This is a genomic window from Candidatus Blastococcus massiliensis AP3 (assembly GCF_000582785.1).
In the GTDB taxonomy this organism is placed as follows: domain Bacteria; phylum Actinomycetota; class Actinomycetes; order Mycobacteriales; family Geodermatophilaceae; genus Blastococcus; species Blastococcus massiliensis.
Map to the genome: position 1 here is coordinate 1,121,103 of NZ_HG931174.1, position 20,959 is coordinate 1,142,061.

Sequence of the window (20,959 nt, forward strand, 5' to 3'; positions counted from 1 at the left end):
GTGCTTCCACCGCCCTCCGCCCTCCCGCCCACGACGGACACGCCGCCTGCGGGGCAGACTGCTGCTGTGCTGGACAGCCCCTCTTCCCCCGCCCCGGCCGACACCGTCGCCGGGGACGCCGAGAACTCCGCCGTCGACGGCAGCCGCTCGCGGTCCTCGCTGGACCTGCTCATCTGGGATGCCCCCAACATCGACATGACCCTGTCGACGGTGATCGGCGCCCGCCCCACCGCGGCCTCCCGACCGCGGTTCGACGCGATCGCCGCCTGGTTCGTCGCCGGGGCCGGTGGGCCGGACCCCGCGGACCAGCCCGGGACCGACGTCCCCGAGGTGGAGGCGTGCGTCTTCGCCAACATCCCGCCGGTGCCCGGCACGCTGCAGCGGTGGGTGGAGGCGCTGCGCGGCTTCGGGTACGCCGTCTTCGCCCGTCCCAAGACCCAGCCTGACGACGACATCGACCAGGACATGCTCGACCACATCGCGGTGCGGGCGCACAGCCACCGGCTGCGCCGGCTGGTGGTCTTCTCGGGCGACGGCCGCAACTTCGCCGAGCCGCTCGAGGACCTCGCACGCTCCGGCACCCAGGTCGTCGTCGTCGCCTTCAGCGAGGTGGCCGGTTACGCGATCAGCTCCGACCTGCTCGAGTTCATCGACATCGAGGACGTGCCCGGCGCGTTCGTCGAGCCCCTCGACCGGGTGCGCCTGGACGCGCTGCCTGCCGACGGCGCGTGGCTGCGACCCACCCGCAGCCTCCGCGACTTCGTCAGCTCCTACACGGCGCGCCGCACCTGACACGCCCTCGGGGCGGCGCGGCGGTTACGGTTCCCCAGCGCGGGGTCCGGGCTGCGGCCGTGGGGTCCGGGCGCACCGCGGCTCAGAACGGAGACATCATGACCAGCGTTCCCGGCGTCGACCATCCCGAGGAGCAGTCAGAGGCCGACGTCGCGTTGCCCGGCCGCGGCATCTCGGTCAGCACCCGGGTGGAGTTCGTCGGCGACGGCGTCGTCGTCGTCCGCCCCTCGGCCAGCGACTTCGTCGACCAGGCCGTCGTCAAGCCGGGGGACTCCGTCGAGGTCTACTGGAAGGCGAACGAGACCCGGCGCGCGCTCCCGGCCGACGTGGCCGACGTCGAGTCCGGCGCCGTCTCCCGCTGGCGCCTGACGATCACCGGTCCGGCCGAGGAGAGCCAGCGCCGCACCGCCGTCCGCGGGAGGGTCACGGTCCCCGTCGTCGCCGAGCACGGAGCGACGGAACTGAAGGGGGAGAGCCTGGATCTCAGCGAGAACGGGATCCGGGCGCAGTTCGACGGCTTCGGCATGCTGCCCGAGCCCGGCACGTCGCTGGACCTCTCGATCGCCCTCGAGGACGGCGACATCCGCACCAAGGCCGAGGTCGTGCGGGTCCAGGCCCGCGGCGCCCGCTGGCTCATGTCCATCCGGTTCGTGGACGTCCAGGAGAAGGATCAGGACCGGGTGCGCCGCCGCGTCTTCCAGGCACTGCGCGAGGAGCGCGCCCGGAGCGTGGACTGACCTCAGTCGTGGCGTAGCTCGCCCGAGCGGGGCTCGGGGAGGCGGTCGCGCTGCTGGTTCTCCCGTGCCTCGGCGCGACCGGAGGGCAAGCGCGCCCACACGTGCTTGCGGCCCGGCCGCCGCTCCCAGCCGTAGCTGATCGACAACTGGCTGACCAGGTGCAGCCCCATGCCGCCCAGCGCCGGATCGCGGTCGACGGCAGGGACGGGCGGCCGGTCGGGCGCCTCGTCGCTGAGGTCGAGCAGCCAGGCGCCCGGCCCGGCCACGACGACGGCGCGGACGTCCCCGCCGCCGTGCCGCAGGGCGTTGGACGCGAGTTCCTCGAAGACCAGGAGGAGCCCGTCCCGGGCGTCCTCCGTGGATCCCGAGGCGACCGACGGGTGGGCGATCCGTGCGCGCAGGTCCGACCGGACGCGGGAGACGACGTGCATCGCCTCGAGCTGCCAGTGCCAGACGTCGCCCGGGACCGAGGGGACGGGAGCGCTCGGCCACTCCTGCTGGGCCGGCTGGTCGGCCATCGCCTCCCCTTTGCGTCTGCTCGCGGACGGTGCCGAGTTCGGTCCCCGCCGCTGCCCATCCTGACCGATGGCGTCGTCCCACGCGAAGGGAGGTGGTGCCGGTCCGGTGACCGGGCACAATGCCGACGTGGACGATCTCCTGCGCGACCTCAGCCGTGTCACCCTCGCCGACCGGGACATCACCGAGGTGCTCACCGAGATCACCACGATCGCCGCGCGGGCCATCCCCGGGGCCGAGTCGGTGTCGACGACGCTGCTGCGTGGTGAGAAGCCGTTCACCGCCGCCTACTCCAGCCAGATGGCGCTGGACGCCGACGAGCTGCAGTACGACGAGGGCTACGGGCCCTGCATGGATGCCGGCCGTGGCGGTGTCGTGCTGCGCATCGACGACATGGCGACGGAGCAGCGCTGGCCCCGGTACGCCCCCCGCGCCCACGCGCGGGGCGTCCGGAGCTCGCTGTCGGTGCCGCTCCCGTACCAGGGCAACTCCATCGGCGCGCTGAACATCTACTCGGGACGGCCGAGCGCCTTCGACTCCGAGGAGTCGCTGAAGGCCGGCCGGGAGGTCGCCGAGGCGATCGCCGTGGCCATCGTCAACGCCGAGGCCCACGCGCGGCTGAGCGAGCAGGCGCAGAACCTGCAGCTGGCGATGGACTCGCGGGCCGTCATCGAGCAGGCCAAGGGGGTGCTCATCGCCCAGCGGCGGGTGAGCGCCGACGAGGCGTTCGAGATCCTCCGCGACGCCTCGCAGCGCTACAACCGCAAGCTGCGCGACATCGCCACCGGCATCGTCGAGGCCGCGCAGACCCGCTAGGCCGGGCGCGCCCCTCCGTCGAGGCGGGCCAGGCGCGAGACGAGGAAGGCGACCGCCGCCTCGGCGTCGACCGCCTCGGCCACCTGCACCGCATGCGGCGTGGAGGAGACCGCCCGACGGTCGACCAGCGTCTGGCCCCGGCCGGCACCGAGGGTCGTGTCCACGACGACGTCGCGCGGCGTCACCGTGAGCGTGCCGGGCGCGACGACCTCGGTCAGTGCGAGCGCGTCGTGCACGACCACGCCGGGGACGCCGTACGCCGTCCGTGCGTGGTCGACGTACTGCTGCACGATCGCCGCCGCCGTCGCGCCGATCGGGCCCGCGGCGGCCACGCGGGCGATCCCCTCCTCGGTCAGCACCGTCGGCAGCGTGACGTCCAGCCCGACCATGACCGTGGGGATCGTCGACCCGAGAACGGCGGCCGCGGCCTCCGGGTCGGACCAGACGTTGAACTCCGCGGCCGGGGTGATGTTGCCGCCGCGGGCCGCCGATCCGCCCATGACCACCAGCCGGCCGATGCGGGCGGCGGCCTCCGGGTACACGGCCAGCAGCAGCGCGATGTTGGTGAGGGGTCCGATGGCGGCGACCGTCACGGGGGCGGGCGAGGTGGTCAGCAGCTCCGCCAGGGCGACGACGGCCGGCCGCCGGTCGACCCCGGCGGGGGAGGGCGGCAGCTGCACGCCACCGAGCCCGGCGTCGCCGTGCACGTGCCCGGCCCGCCGGGGCTGCGGGTGGACCAGCGCAGCCCGTGCGCCCGCGGCGACCGGCACGTCGGAGCGGCCGGCCAGGTGCAGCACGCGCCGGGCGTTCTCGGTCGTCTGCTCCAGGTCCACGTTGCCGTGCACGGTGGTGACCAGGCGCAGGTCGACCTCCGGGCTGGCCAGGGCGAGCAGGATCGCCAGCGCGTCGTCGATACCGGGGTCGGTGTCGATCACCAGGGGGACGGGGTCGGCCACCGGCGCATCCTCCCAGTCGCCGCCGTGCCTCAGGAACCGGTCGACGTCGTCTCCTCCGCGAGGGGTTCGGGCGTGGCCCGCCACCACGGCGCCCGGGCCAGCAGGTACAGGACCACACCGACGGCGAGGAGGATGCCGGCCCGCCCCCAGATGGCGGCTTCCTGCTGGAAGAGCAGCAGCACGCACGACGCCACGGCGAGCACCGGGATCACGGCCGGCACGCGGAAGTGGTCGGCGTCCACCCGGTCGGACCGCAGCACCAGGACGGCGATGTTGGTGCTCAGGAAGACGAACAGCAGGAGGAGGACGACGGTGTTCGCCAGATCGCCCACGCCGCCGGTGAGCGTGAGCGCGATCGCCACGAGGGTCGTGACGACGATCGCGACCCACGGCGTGCGGCGCTGCGGCAGGACCCGGGCCAGCGGGCGGGGGAGCAGTCCCTGCTCGGCCATGCCGAAGACCAGCCGGCTGGCCATGATCATGGTCAGCAGTGCGCCGTTGGCGACGGCGATCAGTGCGACGGCGCTGAACAGCCGGTCGGGGACGCCGACGTCGGCGGCCCGGACGACCTCCAGCAGCGGCCCGGAGGACCCGGCCAGGTCGTCCGGCGCCAGGACGATGGAGGCCGCCAGCCCGACGAGCACGTACACCACGCCGGCGACCAGCAGCGCACCGAACAGCGCGCGGGGGTAGACCCGACGGACGTCGCGCACCTCCTCGGCGACGTTGGCGGAGACCTCGAAGCCGACGAACGAGTAATAGGCGAGCAGCGCCGCGGCCAGGACGCCGGAGGTCACCGAGACACCCTCGGGGAACTCGGTGACCCGGCCGACGTCGCCGTCCCCGCGGCCGAGCACCAGCGCGCCCAGGATGACGACGAGCACCAGACCGGAGACCTCGACGACGGTCATGACCACGTTCGCCCGCACCGATTCCTTGATGCCCCGGGCGTTCAGCAGGCCCACGAGCACGAGGAAGACGATCGCCGCGGGCACCGCCGGCACGTCGAGGAAGGCGTCGAGGTACTCGCCGCCGAACGCGAGTGACAGCGCGGCGGCGCTCGTCACGCCGGCGGCGAGCATGCAGTAGCCGACCAGGAACGAGACCAGGGGGCTGCGGTAGGCGCGCTGGGCGAAGACCGCCGAGCCGCCGGCCCGGGGGTACTTGGTCACCAGTTCGGCGAAGGACGCCGCCGTGAGCATCGCGAGGACGAGGGCGACCAGCATCGGTACCCACACCGCGCCGCCGACCTCGCCGGCGATCTCCCCGACCAGTGCGTAGACGCCGGCGCCGAGCACGTCGCCGAGGATGAACAGGAACAGCAGGCGGCCGGTGACCGCCCTGCGCAACCGGGTGTCCTCACCTCCGCCGTCCTGCGGGGGAGCGGACGGGGCTCGGTCACCGACTCGGTCGTGATCACGCACGCGCCGAGTGTGGGAGCGCCCGGGGGGCTCAGCAATTCGGCCCCGACCCGATCGGCGTACCCCGGCCGCCGACACGCGGGCGCGCCGCCGGCAGGACCACGTCACCGACCCGGGGCCGAGCCGTTTCCACGCTCGGGAGTCGTCTTTTGTCGACAAGTGACCGCGCTGGGGAATGGGTCACCGGCCGCTTCGGAATGGCTGCGCAACGGTTCGGTCACGCGCATTCCAGGAGGTGTCCGGAATGGCGGACGCAGCCGTCCCGATTGCCTAGTTTTCTCCTTGTCCGCGACACCTTCCCCGGTCGCGGACATGACTTCAGGAGGCGACATGAGCAGCAGCGGAGCGATCCTCGCGGTCGACGTCGCCGCCGGTGGGACCTCCGCCGAGAGCGCCTCCTCGCTGGCCGGCCTGATCGACGTGCTGGACCGGGCGGACGGACCGCAGTCCCGGCTGCGCTCGCGCCCGGTGCACACCGGCGCGTTCCGCGCGAGCGGGCGGCAGACCCCGCTGCGCTCCGTGCAGCCCGCGCCGTCGGCGCGGGCGGAGCGGCTGCCCGCCGCCCCCGCGATGCGGACCCCGCGCGTCACGGTCGTGCCGGAGCCCGAGCGCCGGCCGATCACCGGACTGCGCGACCTCACGCGGCGGATCGCCCTCTGGGGCGGCGGAACCGACGGCGAGTACCTGGCCTGGCGGACGCCGGCTCCCGCGCCCCGTCCCTCGCGGCGGGCGGCGCTGCGCGCGCTCACCCGCCGGATCGCCCGCTGGGGCGCCGGTCCGAACGGCGAGTACCTCGCCTGGGGCGCTCCCGTCCCGGTGCCGGCTCCGCGGCCGGTGGACCCGCCTGTGGTCCTCCGCGAGCTGCCCAGCACCCCCACGATCAGGCCCGCGGCGCCTTCCCCCGCTGCGGCTCTCCTTCCCCCGCCGCCGGCGCCGTCTCCCGGTACGAGGCCGCCCGGTCTGCGGTGGGCCCCGCCGCCTCCCGGATGGCCGCAGCCGCCGGCGTGGGCGGTTCCGCCGCAGGCGCGGACCACGCGGACCCAACCGCTCTCGCTGGTCCGGTCCGCCCCTGTCCGTCCCGTCGGGACGGCGAGGTCGCCGTCGGCGGACACCCGCGCCGGCCCGGCCCCCTGACCACCCCTGCGCGACCACGGCCGCCGGCCGCCGGACGCCGTCCTCCGCTCCGCCCCGAGCACGCCGGAACCGGGTCCCCGCCCCCACGGGGACCGCGACCGCAGCCTCGGTCTCCGAGCCCGTCCCCCTCCGGGGCCGATCTCGGCGAACCACCGGCCCACCTCCGACGGTGCCCCTCCGGGCGCCGGTAGACCTCTCCGCTCGACGAATCGCGCCTCGACCTCCCGCCGACTGCATCAGGCAGCGCGCGGACCCTCCAGGGAGGCGCAGATCGTCGACGGGGCGTCCGACCGGCACCCGGATCCGTCGAGGCGAGACCAACAGGCCTGTCGGTGCCCGTGCGACACGAGAGCCCTCGTGCCCGCCCCGGGTCTCTGACCGACACCGCCTGGCCGGCTGGACGCCGAGGCTCGCGACGACCGGCGCGGTCCACCCGGACCGGCTGTGCCGAGACGCTGCCGATGCTGGACGACGCCCCCGGCCCCGCTGTGGGAGCGCCCGGACGAACTCCTCGTCCCCGCACGATCCACCACAGGGCGCCTGTCCGGGACCTCTCCCGGGCGGGCGCCCTGTGCCGTTTCCCCCCGCCCGCCCCCGCGCCGTCGCCGTCGGGCAGGGAGGATGGTCCCCACGCGCCGTGTGGCGCACCGGACTCCGGCTCCCAGGGGAGGCACGACGTGAGCGCGCTCGACCCGGCCGTCGGCGACCGCACGGCGGCCGTCCACCGGCTGGAGGCGACCGCCGTCGGCTCGCGGGCGCTCCAGCGGCTCACCGCCCTGGCCGTCCAGCTGCTCGGCGCCGACGCCGTCCAGGTCTCCCTGTTCAGCGACGTCGAGGTGGTGCTCGTGGGCACCGGCCTGCCGCCGGGCACGGTGGGCATCCAGGTGCCGCTGGCGGAGTCGCTGTGCGCGGTGACCGGCGGCGCCTTCCCGGATCCCGTCGTTGCGCCGGACGCCCGGAGCGATCCGCGGCTGGCCCCCCTGCCGCCGGTCGTCGCCGGTGACGTCGGCAGCTACCTGGGCATCCCGCTGACCGTTTTCGAAGGCCAGGTGGTCGGCGCGCTCTCGGCGTTCGGTCGCGACCCCCGTGCCTGGTCCGACGCGGACATCGCCCTGCTCCGCCAGCTCGGCGACTCCGTCGCGACCGAACTGCAGCTCGCCGCCCAGGTCCGGGAGCTCGAGTCCAGCCGGCTGGCGTTCGAACTGGCCATCGACGCCGCCGGCATCGGCAGCTTCGACTGGAACCTGGTCACCGGCCGGCTCGTCTGGGACAGCCGGCTCCAGGAGCTGTTCGGGTTCGGCCCCGGAGACTTCGGCGAGACGATCGACGCCTTCTCCGCCCGCTGCCACCCGGACGACGTGGGCCGGGTCATGGACGCGCTGCAGAGCGCCATCGACACCGTGGGCGACTACGAGGCCGAGTTCCGCGTGGTGCTCCCCTCGGGCGAGACCCGGTGGATCGCCGCCCGCGGGCGGGCCGTCGCCGACGACGGCGGCGTCGCGGTCCGGCTGCTGGGCGCGGGGTACGACACGACCGACCAGCGGCACGCCGACGCCCGCGTCGCCCGGGTCATGGAGTCGGTGAAGTCGGCCTTCTTCTCCCTGAGCAGGGACTGGCGGTTCACCTACCTCAATGCCGAGGCCGAACGGGTGCTGAGCGCCTCCCGCGAGGACCTCATCGGTCAGGTCGTCTGGGACGCCTTCCCCGATGCCGTCGACTCGGAGTTCGGCGTCCGCTACCGCGCCGCCGTGTCCAGCGGCCGCGAGCAGCTGTTCGAGGCCTACTACCCCGCGCCGCTGGACGCCTGGTACGAGGTGCGGGCCTGGCCGGGGCCGGAGGGCCTGTCGGTCTCCTTCCTCGACGTGACCGAGCGCCGCCGGGCGGAGCGGCAGGCGCGCCGGAGCACCGCCCGGCTGCGACTGGTCGCGGAGAGCACCGCGGCCCTGTCGGAGCGCCTGGCCGGTGGCGCGGGCGAGGAGGCCGCGCTGCAGAAGGTCGCCGAGACGCTGGTCCCGGTGCTCGGCGACTGGGTGATCGCCAGCCTGGTCGACGAGGACGGCCGGTTGAGCGACGTCGTGTCGTGGCACCGCGACCCGGCCATGCGGCCGGTCGTGGCCCGGTACTCGGCGCTGCGGCTGGCCTCGCTGCCACCGCACGCCCCCATCCTGCGGGCGCTCGCCTCCGGTCAGCCCCGGGAGGTCCCCGACCTCCCGGCGGCGATCGGCCGGACGCTGCCGGACGGCGAGGTCAGCGACGTCTTCCGTCAGCTGTCCCCGCAGTCCGCGGTCGTCCTCCCGCTCGCCGCCCGGGGCCGCACGCTCGGAGCCCTGAGCGTCTACCGCCCCTCCGAGCGGCAGCGGGCCGACGCGGAGGACGTCGCCACCCTCCGCGACATCGCCGACCGCGTGGCGCTGGCCCTGGACAACTCGCGCCTGTACGAGCAGCAGCGGCGGCTGGCCGAGGGGCTGCAGCGCAGCATGCTCACCGACCCGCCCGAGCCCGACCACGCCGAGATCGTCGTCCGCTACCTGCCGGCCGTGCAGGTCGCCGAGGTGGGGGGCGACTGGTACGACGCGTTCCTGCAGCCGACCGGCGCGACCGTGCTGGTGATCGGCGACGTGGTCGGGCACGACACCGCGGCCGCCGCGGCGATGGGGCAGCTGCGCGGGATGCTGCGCGGCATCGGGTATCGGGCGGGCATCGGGCCGGCCGGCATCCTCTCCGAACTCGACGCCGCCATCGAGGGCCTGGGCATGGGCACGATGGCCACCGCCGCCATCGCGCGGGTGGAGCAGACGCCCGAGGACCGGGCGCGGGGGTTCACCCGGCTGCGCTGGTCCAACGCCGGGCATCCGCCGCCGTTGCTGCTGCACGCCGACGGCCGGATCGAAGAGCTCGCCACCGAGCGCGCGGAGCTCATGCTCGGCGTGGATCCCGCCGCGCGTCGCACCGAATCCCTGGTGACCGTGCGCCGCGGGGCCACGTTGCTCCTGTACACCGACGGCCTCGTCGAGGGCCGGGACCTGCCGCTGGACGAGGGCATCGCCCGGTTGCGCGAGGTGTTCGCGGAACTGGCGCACCGGCCGCTGGGCGAGCTGTGCGACGAGGTCATCGCGCGGCTCCGTCCGGAGGGACTGCAGGACGACGTGGCGCTGGTCGCCATCCGGCTGCACCCCGAGGACGAGCCGCGGCCGCGCGAGGCCGGCCCGGAGGAGCTGCCGCCGGCGGCGAGCTGACCGGTCAGGAGCGGGGGAGCAGCGCCCAGACGTGCTTGGCGCCGCCGCTGGCGTACCAGCCGTGCAGCCGGGCCATCCGGGCGATGAGGTAGAGGCCCAGGCCGCCCTCGCTGGGATCGCGGCCGATCGCCGGGGTGGGGGGCTGCGACGCGGCGGAGTCCGAGACCTCGATGAGGTAGGAGTCGGACGTCAGGCGCAGGGCGGCCTCCACCCGGCCGCCACCGTGCCGCAGGGCGTTCGAGGCCATCTCGTCGAGGGCGAGGATGAGCTGGTCGAGCACGTCGGCGTCGATGCCGGCCGCCTCGATGGACCGGCGGACCTCGGCCCGCATGGCCGGGAGCTGGGCGACGTCGTGCAGCTGCCAGTGCAGGACCGGTGTGGCGTGGGGTGCGGGCGCGGACGGCCAGGCGTGACCCTGATCCGGCCCGTTCACGCGCTGCATCCTCGCAATCCCTGGCCTCCGGAGATGGCAGGCCAAACAACTACGTATGGGCTCGGCAGAGCCTGGCCAAACCTGGATGCGACGTACATCACTTCTTCGGCACGTGCCCCGGCTCCCCGGCGAGCGCGGCGAGGTGGTCGGCGACGACGGTGGGATCCCGCATGACCGCCCCCATGACGGCGACCCCGTGGGCGCCGGCCGCCAGGCAGGCCGGGACGTCCTCCGCCCGCACGCCGCCGAGGGCGAGCACCGGTGGCGCCGCCGGGACGAGCGCGGCCAGCCCGTCGAGCCCGATCGCCGGGCCGTAACCGGGCTTGGACGACGTGGGGAAGACCGGCGACAGGAAGACCCAGTCGCAGCCCTCGTCGGCAGCGCGGGCCAGTTCCGCCGCCGAGTGGCAGGAGCGCCCCACCAGCGGCGGGCGCTCCGAGGGGAAGGCGTCGGAGGCCGACAGGTGCACCGCGGTGCCCGCCGGCGCCCCGGCCGCCCCGCCCCACACCAGCAGGCCACCCACCGGGTCGAGCACCGCGCGCAGCTCCCCCGCCACGGCACGACGGTCCACGAGCGGCAGGTCCTTGTCCCGCAGCAGCACCGCCCGCGCGCCGGCCGCCACGGCCGCCGCCACGACGTCGGGCAGCGGCCGCGAGGCCTGGGTCCGGTCGGTGACGACGACCAGCCGCGGCACGGTCACAGCTCGGGCAGGCCCTCGAACGACGTCGAGGCCTCGGCATGCCAGCGCCGCGGGATCCGCCCGGCGAGCCGGGCCAGCCGGCCGCCCTCCACGGCCTGCCGCATCGCCAGCGCCATCCGCTCGGGGTGGCGGGCGCGGGTCACGGCGGAGGCCAGCAGCACCGCGTCGCACCCGAGCTCCATGGCCAGCGCGGCGTCCGAGGCGGTGCCGATCCCGGCGTCGAGGACCACCGGGACCTCGACCGCCTCGCGCAGCAGCGCGATGTTGTGCGGGTTCCGGATGCCCAGACCGCTGCCGATCGGCGAGCCCAGCGGCATGACCGCCGCGCAGCCGACGTCGGCCAGCCGACGGCCCAGCACCGGGTCGTCGGTGGTGTAGGCGAGCACGGTGAACCCGTCGGCGACCAGTTGCTCCGCGGCGTCGAGCAGCTCGACGGCGTCCGGGAGCAGCGTGCGGTCGTCGCCGATGACCTCGAGCTTGACCCAGGAGGTGTCGAACGCCTCGCGGGCCAGGCGGGCCGTGCGCACCGCCTCCCGCGCCGTCCGGCAGCCGGCGGTGTTCGGGAGCAGCCGGACGCCGGCGCGGTCGAGCACCTGCATCATCGAGCCGGTCGCCGAGGCCTCCACCCGCCGCAGCGCGACGGTGACCAGCTGGGTGCCCGACGCCCGCACCGCGGCCTCGAGCGCCTCCAGGCTCGGCACGCCCCCGGTGCCGAGCAGCAGACGCGACCGGAAGATCTGCCCGCCCAGCACGAAGGGATCGGCCGCCTCCTCCTCCGACATTCAGCCTCCTGCGGTCGCGGCGAGCACCTCGACGGCGTCGCCGGATGTCAGCGGGGTCTGTGCCCACGAGCTGCGTGGGACGACGTCGCCGTTGCGGGCCACCGCGACGCGGTCGTGCCCGCCGGCGCGGGCGGCCACGAGGTCGGCCACCGTGGCGCCGTCGTCCAGCTCCACCCGGTCGCCGTTGACGGTCACGTGCATCTCAGCGTCCTTCCGACGTGCCGACGGCGAACCGGTCGGCGGTGAACGGTGCGGCCACCTCGGGCAGGATGCCCGTCGCCAGCAGCTCGGCGGTCGCCTCCGCCGTGACGGGGGTGAGCAGCACGCCGTTGCGGTGGTGCCCGGTCGCGAGCACGAGACCGGGCAGCGAGGAGTATCCGAGCAGCGGGGCGTTGTCCGGGGTGCCGGGGCGCCAGCGGGCCAGGGTCTCGATCAGTTCGAGCTCCTCCACCTCCGGCACGACCTCGATCGCGTCGTGCAGCAGGTCGTGCACGCCGCCGGCGGTCACCCGGGCATCGAAGCCGCGGTCCTCCACGGTGGCCCCGACGATCACGCCGCCGTCGCCGTAGGGGACGAGGTAGACGTGCCGGCCACGGACCAGGGCGCGGACGGTGTGCTCGAGCAGCCCCTCCGCGCCGGCCAGCCGCAGGATCTGCCCCTTCACCGGCCGGACGGGCAGCGGCGGGACGCCGGGCAGCGCGCCGCTGTGCGCGCCCAGGGCGAGCACGGTGGTCCCGGCCGGGAGGACGCCGCCCGACGCCAGGCGCACGCCCGCGGCGCGGCCGTCCTCGACGACCACCTCGGCCACCCGCTCGCCGACCAGTTCCACGCCCACCCCGCGGGTGGCGGCCAGCAGCGCGGCGTGCACCGCCCGGCCGTCCACCGAGTGGTCGCCCTCGACGAGCAGCCCACCGCGGACCCGGGGGGTGAGCGCGGGCTCGCGCCGGCGGGCCTCCCGGGGCGTCAGCCGCCCGGCACGCAGACCCAGCTCGTGCTGGAACAGCAGCAGCGAGTCGAGTTCGCGGACGTCGTCCTCGTCGAAGCCGACCACCAGCGTGCCGGCGGTGCGCAGCCCCACCTGCATCCCGGACGCGGCCTCGAGCTCGGCGGCGAAGGCGGGCCAGCCCGCCAGCGAGGCTAGACCGAGCCGCAGCAGGCGCTCCTCCCGGTACCCGGCCTCGGCCACCGGGGCGAGCATCCCGGCCGCGGCGGCGGACGCGCCGGCCCCCGGGGCGTCGTCCACGACGGTCACCGACAGACCCCGCCGGGCGGCCCGCCAGGCGACCGCCAGCCCGACCAGCCCCCCGCCGGCGACGACGACGTCGGTCATCGGCGGCGTCCGGCCAGCGCCACGGGAAGGGTCAGCGCGACGGCGACCCCCAGCCCGACCAGCGACGCCGACCAGCCGTTGGCCGGATCGATGCCGAGATCGGCCTGCCGCGCGCCCCACCACGCCGTCCACCCGGAGCCCGGGCCGGGGAAGTAGGTGGGCAGCGTCAGCTGGTAGGCGACGAACCCGGCTCCCCACGGCAGCAGGTGCAGCGGACGGGCCCGCGCGGTGTCGGAGGTGTCCCAGTCGCCGCGGGGGGTGAGCCAGTAGGCCACCAGCAGCACGCCCGCCAGCGGCACGAACACCGCGCCGATGAGGAAGAGGAACGGCTCGTAGGCGACCACGTCGAGGGTGAGCGCGAGCGCCGTCGCGACTCCGCCGACGGCGACGGCCAGCACCCGCCGGTCGAGCCGGCCGACGACGTTCTGCGCCGACACCGCGGTCGAGTACACGTTGGCGAAGGCCTCGTCGAGCTCCACGCTGACCAGCACGAGCACCGCCAGCGCGCCCAGCGGCACGGCCAGCAGCGCGTCGATCACGTCGAGCCCACCGCTGCCGTAGGCGGCCAGCGCCAGCACACCGAGGGTGAACATGGCGACGGTGGCCAGGCCGTAGCCGACGCCCGCACCCACCCCGGCGGAGCGTGCGCTGCGCGCGTGGCGGGTGTAGTCGGCGGCCAGCGGCAACCAGGAGACCGGCAGCGCGATGACGATGTCGGTCGCGGTCCAGAACGACGTCGCCCCGCCACTCTCGAGCGGCGGCAGCGGCTCGGCCAGGACCTGCACGTACAGGTAGACCACGGCGGCCAGGGCGGCCCAGATCGCGTAGCGGGCGAGCACCCGGACGACGCCGAGCGGCCGCAGCGCCATCGCCGTCGCCAGCACCCCCGCGGCCAGGACGAAGGGCCAGCGCGGCGCGTCCAGCACCCGCGAGGCGGCCTCGGCGATGATCACGATCTCGAACGTCGCCCAGCCGACGCACTGGACGAGGTTGAACGCCGTCGGGAGCCACGAGGTGCGCCGGCCGAGCAGGCCGCGCAGCAGCACCATCCCGGGCACCCGCTCCCGCGCGCCCGCAGCGGCGACCAGCCCCAGCAGGACCGAGCCGATGACGGCGCCGACGACGATGGCGGTGAGGGTCTCCGACAGCGGCCGGCCGGGCAGCACGACGAAGACGGCCGCGACCGGCAGCAGCAGGCTGACGCCGAGGTTGGCCCAGAGGCCGAACGTGTCCCGCAGGCCGAGAGTGGGGGGTGGGGCCTCACCGAGGGTGAGGGGTGCTTCGGTGGTGCGGACGTCGTCGGACGTGCTCATGGTCGCTCCCTACGCCGGCATTACCCGGACAGGTTCCAGCGGTCGGCGACGCGTCCAGTCGCCCTCTCAGCCCGGTCGACCCGAGCTCCCGCACAGTGCGGCGCCACCATACGCACGACGTAGGGTGCCGTGCCGTGCCGGTTACCGACCTGCTCGTCCGCCACGCCGATGCCTGGCACCGAGCCACCCGCCATCCCTTCCTCGACGCCGTCCGGGACGGCAGCGTGCCCGCCGCCGCCTTCGACACGTGGCTGGTGCAGGACGCGCACTTCGTCGGAGACCTGCTGCGGTTCCAGGCCCGGCTGCTGGCGCGTGCTCCGCGTCCCGCGCAGGCGGTGCTGGCGGCCGGCTGCGTCTCCCTGGTGGAGGAGCTTGCCTGGTTCGAGGAGCAGGCGGTCGTGCGGGGACTGGACCTCGGCGGGCCCAGGCTGCCGGCGACGGAGGCCTACGCGGAGCTGCTCGAGCGGCTGGACACCGCCGACGTCCCGACCGCCCTGACCGCGTTGTGGACCATCGAGCGGACCTATCTCGACGCGTGGTCCTCGGCGCTGCCGGGCGCCCCGGACTACCGCGAGTTCGTCGAGCACTGGACGGTCCCCGGGTTCGCCGCCTACGTGACGGCGCTGCAGGAGGCCGCCGACGACGCCGGGCCCGCCGACGACGGGACCTTCCTCGAGGTCACCGAGGCCGAGATCGCGTTCTGGCAGACGGCGCTGCCGGCATGACGCTGTCCGCCCGGCTGTGGGCCGGCAGCGACGACCTCGCGCGGGCCGCCCTGACCTCCCCGTTCGTGACCGGAATCGCGGACGGCTCGCTGGCCCGCGAACGGTTCGCGGGATACGTGGCCCAGGACGCGTTCTTCCTGGAGGCGTTCGCCCGTGCCTACGCCCTGGGGGCCGCGCACAGCCGCGACCGCGTCGCGCTGGAGACCTTCGCCGACCTGCTCGCCGGCGTCCTCGACGAGCTCCGGCTGCACGACGGGTACGCCGCCCGCTGGGGCATCGACCTCGCCGCCGTGGAGCCGGCGCCGGCGACGCTCGCCTACACCGAGTTCCTGCTGGCCACGGCCGCGCTCGGGGACCCCGGGGAGACGTGCGCGGCGATGGTCCCGTGCATGCGGCTGTACGCCTACCTCGGCCAGGCACTCGCGCCCGGCGCGGACGGTCCGTACCGGGAGTGGGTGGACACCTACGCCGACCCGGCGTTCGAGCAGCTGGCTGCCACGCTGGAGCGGCTGCTGGACCGGATCGGCACGGACACCCCCGCGGTGCGGCGGGCCTACCGCCGGGCGATGCAGCTGGAGGTGGACTTCTTCGCCGCGGCCGCCCGCGGCTGGGGTAGCGTCCCCGCCGAGTGACACGGGGTGTCCGCCGGCGCGCGGACTGAGAGCACACCCGTCGAACCTGACCAGGTCATGCTGGCGAAGGGATGTCACGGCGTGGATGCCGCTGCGTTGACCACCGCTCGATCGGCGCTGACCGACGCCGCTCCGCTGGTGCACTGCCTGACCAACACCGTGGTGCAGACGCTCACCGCCAACGCGCTGCTGGCCGTGGGAGCGGCACCGGCGATGGTGGACGAGCCCCTGGAGGCCGAGGGCTTCGCGGCCGTGGCCTCGGCGGTGCTCGTCAACCTCGGCACGGTGCACGAGCGCACCGCTGCCGCGATGCGCCTGGCCGCGAGGTCGGCCGCGGCGGCGGGCACGCCGTGGGTGCTCGATCCGGTGGCGGTCGGCGGTCTCGCCTTCCGCACGGACCTGGCGGTCGAGCTGCTGGACGCGCGGCCGGCCGTCGTCCGCGGCAACGCCTCCGAGGTCATGGCGCTGGCCGGCGCCGGCGCGGGTGGCCGGGGGGTGGACTCGACGGCCGGTCCCGAGGACGCGCTGGAGGCCGCCTCGGCGCTGGCGACCCGGACCGGCGGGGTGGTGGCGGTCAGCGGGCCGGTCGACGTCGTCACCGACGGCTCGCGCACCGTCCGGATCGGTGGCGGGTCGGCCCTGCTCACCCGCACCACCGGTGCCGGCTGCGCCCTCGGCGCGCTGGTCGCCGCCTACGTGGCGGTCACCGGTGACGCGCTGACCGGAGCGGTCGCCGCGCATGCCCACGTGGCGCTCGCCGCCGAGGCCGCGGCTGCCGCCGCCGCCGGGCCGGGCACCTTCGCGCCGCTCTGGCTCGACGCGCTCGATGCGGTGACCGACCTGGGATCCGCCCAGGTGGCGTCGTGAGGCCGGCCTTCGACCCGACCCTCTACCTGGTCACCGACACCGCGCTGGCCGGGGCGCGGAGCGTGCCCGACGTCGTCCGGGCCGCAGTGGCGGGTGGCGTCACGGCGGTGCAGGTCCGCGACAAGACGGCGTCCCGTCGGGAGCTGTACGAGCTCACGGTGGCCGTCCGCCGGGCGCTGGCCGGCACGCCCGGGGTGGCGCTGTTCGTGAACGACGCGGTCGACGTCGCGCTGCTCGCCGGGGCCGACGGGGTGCACGTCGGCCAGGACGACCTGCCGCCGGCCGAGGTGCGGGCGCTGCTCGGGCCCGACCGGCTGCTCGGCCTCTCCACCGGCGACGACGCGGAACTGGCCGTCGCGCTGGCGCTGCCGCCGGGCACGGTCGACGTCGTGGGGATCGGCCCGGTGTGGTCGACGCCGACCAAGCCCGATGCGGGGGACGGTCTCGGACCGGCCGGGGTGGCAGCGCTCGCGGCCGCGGCCCGGGCCGGGGGCCTGCGCTCCGTGGCGATCGGGGGCATCGACGCGGCCCGGGCACCGGAGGTGACCGGCGTGGACGGGATCTGCGTGGTGTCCGCGATCTGCGCCGCTCCCGACCCGGAGGCGGCGGCCCGGTCACTGCGCGACTCCCTGCGCCGGGAGGCGACGGCATGACGCCCGTCGCGCTCTCCGTGGCGGGCAGCGACCCCAGCGGCGGCGCCGGGATCCAGGCGGACCTGAAGACCTTCAGCGCGCTCGGCGCGTACGGCACCGCCGCACTCACCGCGCTGACCGCGCAGAACACCCGCGGCGTCACCGGGGTGCATCCGGTTCCGGCGCCGTTCGTGGCCGAGCAGATCGCCACGCTCCTCGACGACGTGACGGTGCACGCCGCCAAGACCGGCATGCTCGGCACCGCCGACGTCGTCCGTGCCGTGGCCTTCGCGCTGGCCGGGCGGGCGGCCGGGCCGGTGGTGGTCGACCCGGTCATGGTCGCCACCAGCGGGGCCCGGCTGGTCGACGAGGACGCCGTGGCGGCGGTCCGCACCGACCTGCTGCCCGTCGCGGACCTGGTCACGCCGAACGTTCCGGAGGCCGCGGCGTTGCTCGAGGTGCCCCCCGCGCGGTCGGTCGACGAGATGACCGGGCAGGCGCGTACGCTCCTGGAACTGGGGCCTGGCGCGGTGCTGCTCAAGGGCGGCCACCTCGGCGGCACCGAGAGCGTCGACGTGCTGGCCACCGCGGACGACGTCCTCACCTTCGCGCGGCCCCGGATCGCCACCCGGGCCACGCACGGCACCGGCTGCACCCTGTCCGCCGCGATCGCCGCGCTCCTGGCCCGCGCCCGGGCCGGTGCGGTGGACGGCGCCGCCGGCGTCACAGACTGGCCGCCGGTCGTGGAGGGCGCCCGCGACTACCTGCAGGCCGCGCTCGCCGGGGGCGCAGCGCTGGGCATCGGCTCGGGGCACGGGCCGGTCCACCACTTCGCCGGCATATGGGACGCCTGACCCGCGGGACTTCCGGCGCCGAAAGTCCCGCCCCCTTCCCGGACTTTCGGCGCCGGAAGTCCGCTAGAGGACGAGGCCCAGGAGCAGGTGGGCGTTGAGGCCGATGATCAGGACGGCCACGATGCCGCCGACGACGGTCGTGGTCCGCCGGTTGACCCAGCCGCCCATGAGATCCCGGCTGCTGGTCAGCCACAGCAGCGGCACCAGGGCGAACGGGATGCCGAACGAGAGCACCACCTGGGACCACACCAGCGCCGTCGTGGGGTCCCCGCCGAGCACGAGCACGGCGAGCGCCGGGGCGAGCGTGATCAGCCGTCGGGTCAGCACCGGGATGTGCCGGCGCAGGAAGCCGGCCATCACGACCTGACCGGCGTGCGTGCCGACGGACGACGACGCGAAGCCCGAGGCCAGCAGCGCCAGCGCGAAGGCCAGCGCCGCGCCGGTGCCCAGCTGGTCGCCGAGGCCGGCGTGCACGCTCTCCAGTGACTCGATGCCGTCGTCGGCGGTGAACAGCTGGGCGGCGATGATCAGCATCGCGGCGTTCACCAGCCCCGCCAGGCCCATCGCCACGACGATGTCGATGCGCTGGGCCCGCAGCAGCCGGCCCCGGCCCGTGGCGGTGCGCCCGGCGGTGACGACGTCGCCGTAGCGGCCGGGGGTGAGCGCGGAGTGCACGTAGATGACGTGCGGCATGACCGTGGCGCCGAGGATGCCGGTGGCCAGGACGATGCTGTCGGGGCCCTCGAAGGCCGGCACCATGCCGCCCGCCAGGCCGCCCATGTCCACGCCCGAGCCGAGCAGCGTGTAGCCGAAGCCGAGGCCGATGACCAGCAGCAGGCCGGTGATCACGCGTTCGAACGGGCGGTGCCCGCGAGACTGGGCGGCCAGCAGGACGAAGGCGACGACGGCGGTGATGAGTCCGCCGATCGGCAGCGGTACCCCGAAGAGCAGGTTCAGCGCCACCGCGCCGCCGACGATCTCGGCCAGGTCGGTGGCGATCGCGACCGCCTCGGCCTGCAGCCACAGCCCGCGGGTGACCCGACGGGGGAGGCGCTCCCGGCACAGCGAGGCCAGGTCGCGCCCGGTGGCCATGCCGAGCTTGGCGGTCAGGGACTGGATGAGCATCGCCATGAGGTTCGCGGCGACGATCACCCACAGCAGCGTGTAGCCGAACGAGGCGCCGCCGGAGAAGTTCGTGGCGAAGTTGCCGGGGTCCACGTAGGCCACGGCGGCCACGAACGCCGGGCCGAGCAGCGGCCACACGCGCCGTCGGCCCGTCGGCGGGGGCTCCACCGGTCGCGGGGCGGCGACGAGCGTGGTGGGGAGGACGGCGGCCTCGGTCTTCGACAGGTACACGGCGGCCTCGCTGAGTCGGGTCGGGTGGGCGCTCCTGTCCTGCCCGGCCGGGGTGACACGGGCGGGCCGACCCGTGGCCCCCGCGGGCCAGGCGAGGCTTCCCTGGCCCGGCCGCCCGGCGGTCGATTCCTCGGAGGAATACTTCAGTCTTCAAGTAAGTTCTCCAGGACGACACGTCCCGACCGCCAGGAGCCCGTCATGCCTGTCCAGCGCCTCAACCACGCCGTCCTCTACGTCCGCGACGTCGAGCGCAGCCTCGCCTTCTACCGCGACGTCCTCGGCTTCCGGGTGACGATGGAGATCCCGCAGCGTGCGGTCTTCCTGCAGGCGGAGGGTTCGACCAACGACCACGACCTCGGGCTGTTCGCCATCGGCGCGCACGCCGGCGCCTCGCAGGCCGGGCGCGGCACCGTGGGGCTGTACCACCTGGCGTGGGAGGTCGACACGCTCGCCGAGCTCGCCCGGATCCGCGACGCGCTGATGTCGGCCGGCGCCCTCGTCGGCATGTCCGACCACGCCACCACCAAGGCGCTGTACGCCCAGGACCCGGACGGCATCGAGTTCGAGGTCTCCTGGCTGCTGCCGGCGCACCTGATCACCCCCGAGGTCACCGAGGGGGCGGCGATGACCGCCCCGCTGGACCTCGACCGGGAGATCGAGCGGTACGGCGCCCGGACGCGCGGCGGCATCGGGGTCTCGGTCCCCGTCTGAGACGCGGAGAGGGCAGAAATGACCATTTCTGCCCTCTCCGCCGGGTGAGGGTCGGGCGCAGCGGGCAGGAGACGGACCGTTCCCGACCTGCCCGGAGGCTCTCGTGTCCGACTCCCCCCGTCCCCTCCCCCTCGTCACCGGAGCGTCCAGCGGCATCGGCCTCGAGCTGGCCAAGCAGTTCGCCGAGCACGGCTTCGACCTCGTCGTCGCGGCCGAGGACGACGAGCTCGAGCCCGCCGCCGCGCAGCTGAAGGGTCTCGGCGTCGCCGTCTCCGCGGTGCGCGCCGACCTCACCCGGCGCGCCGAGGTCGAGAAGCTGGTCGCCGCCGTGCGCGGTGCGGGCCGCCCGCTCGACGCGGCGGCACTGAACGCCGGGGTCGGTGTCAGCGGTCGCTTCGCGGAGACCGACCTGGAGGCCGAGCTCGGCATGGTCGAGCTGAACTGCGCCTCGACGGTGCACCTGGCCAAGCGGGTCGTCCAGGACATGGTGGCCCGGGGCGAGGGGAGGATCCTCTTCACGTCGTCGGTCGCCTCGCAGGCGCCGGAGCCGTTCCAGGCCGTGTACTCCGCCACCAAGGCGTTCGTGCAGTTCCTCGCCCTGGGCATCCGCGAGGAGCTCACCGACTCGGGGGTCACCGTGACCGCGCTGCTGCCCGGTCCGACGGACACCGAGTTCTTCGACCGGGCCGATGCCACCGACACCAGGCTCGGCGCCTCGGACTCCAAGGACGACCCGGCCCAGGTGGCCCGGCAGGGCTTCGAGGGCCTGATGAAGGGCGAGGCCTCGGTGTTCGCCGGCTCGGTCACCAGCAAGCTGATGGGCAAGCTGTCCGCGGTGCTGCCCGACGCCGTCGCCGGGCGGAGCCACAAGCCGATGACCCGTCCGGGTTCCGCCGAATAGCGGCGCGGCCGTACCCGGTCCGAGCTCAGCAGCCGCAGGCCAGAGGGGTGGTCAGCGGGTCCGCCGGACGCGCGGCCACCCCGTCGGCGGTCGCGACCGGCAGCCCCTCTCGCGC

At 75.1% G+C, this 20,959-nt stretch carries 22 protein-coding genes and 2 riboswitches; of the genes, 12 read left to right on the forward strand and 10 right to left on the reverse strand.

The annotated features are described in order from the left end of the window. Positions 1–66 precede the first annotated feature (66 nt). Positions 67–792 carry an NYN domain-containing protein gene (locus BN344_RS13860; RefSeq protein ID WP_231486810.1) on the forward strand — a complete coding sequence of 242 codons (726 nt, stop codon included), beginning with the start codon at positions 67–69 and terminating at the stop codon, positions 790–792. 98 nt (positions 793–890) lie between these two features. Next, the gene (locus BN344_RS13865; RefSeq protein WP_040338929.1) at positions 891–1,529 is read left to right on the forward strand and encodes a flagellar brake protein; all 639 of its coding nucleotides are present in this window, start codon (positions 891–893) and stop codon (positions 1,527–1,529) included. 2 nt (positions 1,530–1,531) lie between these two features. Here BN344_RS13865 and BN344_RS13870 read toward each other — a convergent pair whose 3' ends face one another. Beyond that, positions 1,532–2,047 carry an ATP-binding protein gene (locus BN344_RS13870; protein WP_040338930.1) on the reverse strand — a complete coding sequence of 172 codons (516 nt, stop codon included), beginning with the start codon at positions 2,045–2,047 and terminating at the stop codon, positions 1,532–1,534. A gap of 127 nt (positions 2,048–2,174) precedes the next feature. On the opposite strand from BN344_RS13870, the gene BN344_RS13875 reads away from it, so the two are divergent. Then, the gene (locus BN344_RS13875) at positions 2,175–2,861 is read left to right on the forward strand and encodes a GAF and ANTAR domain-containing protein (protein WP_051515952.1); all 687 of its coding nucleotides are present in this window, start codon (positions 2,175–2,177) and stop codon (positions 2,859–2,861) included. On the opposite strand, the gene BN344_RS13880 is transcribed toward BN344_RS13875, so the two are convergent. Both BN344_RS13880 and BN344_RS13885 read right to left on the reverse strand, forming a co-directional pair. Beyond that, complete coding sequence (locus BN344_RS13880; protein WP_051515876.1) at positions 2,858–3,817, reverse strand: nucleoside hydrolase; 960 nt, start codon at positions 3,815–3,817, stop codon at positions 2,858–2,860. The genes BN344_RS13875 and BN344_RS13880 overlap by 4 nt on opposite strands. Before the next feature lie 29 nt (positions 3,818–3,846). Beyond that, positions 3,847–5,241 carry an APC family permease gene (locus BN344_RS13885; protein WP_051515877.1) on the reverse strand — a complete coding sequence of 465 codons (1,395 nt, stop codon included), beginning with the start codon at positions 5,239–5,241 and terminating at the stop codon, positions 3,847–3,849. A 327-nt stretch (positions 5,242–5,568) separates the two neighbouring features. On the opposite strand from BN344_RS13885, the gene BN344_RS13890 reads away from it, so the two are divergent. Then, positions 5,569–6,372, forward strand: a complete 804-nt coding sequence (locus tag BN344_RS13890; protein WP_040338932.1) for a hypothetical protein — start codon at positions 5,569–5,571, stop codon at positions 6,370–6,372. A gap of 677 nt (positions 6,373–7,049) precedes the next feature. Further along, a complete protein-coding gene (locus BN344_RS13895) occupies positions 7,050–9,608 on the forward strand; it encodes a SpoIIE family protein phosphatase (RefSeq protein ID WP_040338933.1) in 2,559 nt (852 codons plus the stop codon). A gap of 4 nt (positions 9,609–9,612) precedes the next feature. Here BN344_RS13895 and BN344_RS13900 read toward each other — a convergent pair whose 3' ends face one another. The 6 genes from BN344_RS13900 to BN344_RS13925 form a co-directional block, all read right to left on the reverse strand. After that, positions 9,613–10,041: an ATP-binding protein gene (locus BN344_RS13900; protein ID WP_231486812.1), complete on the reverse strand. Its 429-nt coding sequence runs from the start codon at positions 10,039–10,041 to the stop codon at positions 9,613–9,615. 97 nt (positions 10,042–10,138) lie between these two features. Next, positions 10,139–10,735: a thiamine phosphate synthase gene (locus tag BN344_RS13905; protein WP_231486815.1), complete on the reverse strand. Its 597-nt coding sequence runs from the start codon at positions 10,733–10,735 to the stop codon at positions 10,139–10,141. 2 nt (positions 10,736–10,737) lie between these two features. Then, positions 10,738–11,523, reverse strand: coding sequence for a thiazole synthase (locus tag BN344_RS13910; RefSeq protein WP_040338936.1), 786 nt, complete (start codon positions 11,521–11,523; stop codon positions 10,738–10,740). After that, positions 11,524–11,724 carry a sulfur carrier protein ThiS gene (thiS, locus tag BN344_RS13915; RefSeq protein WP_040338937.1) on the reverse strand — a complete coding sequence of 67 codons (201 nt, stop codon included), beginning with the start codon at positions 11,722–11,724 and terminating at the stop codon, positions 11,524–11,526. Position 11,725: 1 nt separating this feature from the next. After that, a complete protein-coding gene (gene thiO / locus BN344_RS13920) occupies positions 11,726–12,853 on the reverse strand; it encodes a glycine oxidase ThiO (RefSeq protein ID WP_040338938.1) in 1,128 nt (375 codons plus the stop codon). Further along, on the reverse strand, positions 12,850–14,166 hold the full coding sequence (locus tag BN344_RS13925; protein WP_040338939.1) for a purine-cytosine permease family protein: 1,317 nt from the start codon (positions 14,164–14,166) through the stop codon (positions 12,850–12,852). The genes thiO and BN344_RS13925 overlap by 4 nt, the downstream gene beginning before the upstream one ends. Continuing rightward, a riboswitch (TPP riboswitch) is annotated at positions 14,156–14,268 on the reverse strand. Its footprint overlaps the gene before it by 11 nt. A 32-nt stretch (positions 14,269–14,300) precedes the next feature. On the opposite strand from BN344_RS13925, the gene BN344_RS13930 reads away from it, so the two are divergent. The 5 genes from BN344_RS13930 (at position 14,301) to thiD (ending at position 17,876) form a co-directional block, all read left to right on the forward strand. Then, a complete protein-coding gene (locus tag BN344_RS13930; RefSeq protein ID WP_040338940.1) occupies positions 14,301–14,891 on the forward strand; it encodes a thiaminase II/PqqC family protein in 591 nt (196 codons plus the stop codon). Further along, a complete protein-coding gene (locus tag BN344_RS13935) occupies positions 14,888–15,523 on the forward strand; it encodes a TenA family protein (RefSeq protein ID WP_040338941.1) in 636 nt (211 codons plus the stop codon). The genes BN344_RS13930 and BN344_RS13935 overlap by 4 nt, the downstream gene beginning before the upstream one ends. Continuing rightward, positions 15,516–15,612, forward strand: a riboswitch (TPP riboswitch). It overlaps the preceding gene by 8 nt. Then, positions 15,605–16,390, forward strand: coding sequence for a hydroxyethylthiazole kinase (gene thiM / locus BN344_RS13940; RefSeq protein WP_040338942.1), 786 nt, complete (start codon positions 15,605–15,607; stop codon positions 16,388–16,390). (Overlaps the previous riboswitch by 8 nt.) Continuing rightward, positions 16,387–17,043, forward strand: a complete 657-nt coding sequence (gene thiE, locus BN344_RS13945; RefSeq protein WP_040338943.1) for a thiamine phosphate synthase — start codon at positions 16,387–16,389, stop codon at positions 17,041–17,043. Before thiM ends, thiE begins: the two co-directional genes overlap by 4 nt. After that, positions 17,040–17,876: a bifunctional hydroxymethylpyrimidine kinase/phosphomethylpyrimidine kinase gene (gene thiD, locus BN344_RS13950; protein ID WP_040338944.1), complete on the forward strand. Its 837-nt coding sequence runs from the start codon at positions 17,040–17,042 to the stop codon at positions 17,874–17,876. Before thiE ends, thiD begins: the two co-directional genes overlap by 4 nt. Positions 17,877–17,939: 63 nt before the next feature. Here thiD and BN344_RS13955 read toward each other — a convergent pair whose 3' ends face one another. After that, positions 17,940–19,232, reverse strand: a complete 1,293-nt coding sequence (locus BN344_RS13955) for an Nramp family divalent metal transporter (RefSeq protein ID WP_040338945.1) — start codon at positions 19,230–19,232, stop codon at positions 17,940–17,942. A gap of 198 nt (positions 19,233–19,430) precedes the next feature. Here BN344_RS13955 and BN344_RS13960 point away from each other — a divergent pair, with 198 nt between their 5' ends. After that, positions 19,431–19,943 (forward strand): VOC family protein, encoded by a 513-nt coding sequence (locus BN344_RS13960; protein ID WP_040338946.1) that lies wholly within the window; start codon positions 19,431–19,433, stop codon positions 19,941–19,943. A 103-nt stretch (positions 19,944–20,046) separates the two neighbouring features. Further along, the gene (locus BN344_RS13965) at positions 20,047–20,844 is read left to right on the forward strand and encodes an SDR family NAD(P)-dependent oxidoreductase (protein ID WP_040338947.1); all 798 of its coding nucleotides are present in this window, start codon (positions 20,047–20,049) and stop codon (positions 20,842–20,844) included. The last annotated feature ends 115 nt before the right edge of the window (positions 20,845–20,959 follow it).

What these genes read in the sequence shown, in the direction of transcription:
- BN344_RS13925 (WP_040338939.1), bottom strand. Translation starts at nt 14,166, where the DNA reads ATGAGCACGTCCGACGACGTCCGCACCACCGAAGCACCCCTCACCCTC.
- BN344_RS13960 (WP_040338946.1), top strand. Translation starts at nt 19,431, where the DNA reads ATGCCTGTCCAGCGCCTCAACCACGCCGTCCTCTACGTCCGCGACGTC.
- BN344_RS13910 (WP_040338936.1), bottom strand. Translation starts at nt 11,523, where the DNA reads ATGTCGGAGGAGGAGGCGGCCGATCCCTTCGTGCTGGGCGGGCAGATC.
- BN344_RS13870 (WP_040338930.1), bottom strand. Translation starts at nt 2,047, where the DNA reads ATGGCCGACCAGCCGGCCCAGCAGGAGTGGCCGAGCGCTCCCGTCCCC.
- thiD (WP_040338944.1), top strand. Translation starts at nt 17,040, where the DNA reads ATGACGCCCGTCGCGCTCTCCGTGGCGGGCAGCGACCCCAGCGGCGGC.
- BN344_RS13865 (WP_040338929.1), top strand. Translation starts at nt 891, where the DNA reads ATGACCAGCGTTCCCGGCGTCGACCATCCCGAGGAGCAGTCAGAGGCC.
- BN344_RS13935 (WP_040338941.1), top strand. Translation starts at nt 14,888, where the DNA reads ATGACGCTGTCCGCCCGGCTGTGGGCCGGCAGCGACGACCTCGCGCGG.
- BN344_RS13890 (WP_040338932.1), top strand. Translation starts at nt 5,569, where the DNA reads ATGAGCAGCAGCGGAGCGATCCTCGCGGTCGACGTCGCCGCCGGTGGG.
- thiS (WP_040338937.1), bottom strand. Translation starts at nt 11,724, where the DNA reads ATGCACGTGACCGTCAACGGCGACCGGGTGGAGCTGGACGACGGCGCC.
- thiO (WP_040338938.1), bottom strand. Translation starts at nt 12,853, where the DNA reads ATGACCGACGTCGTCGTCGCCGGCGGGGGGCTGGTCGGGCTGGCGGTC.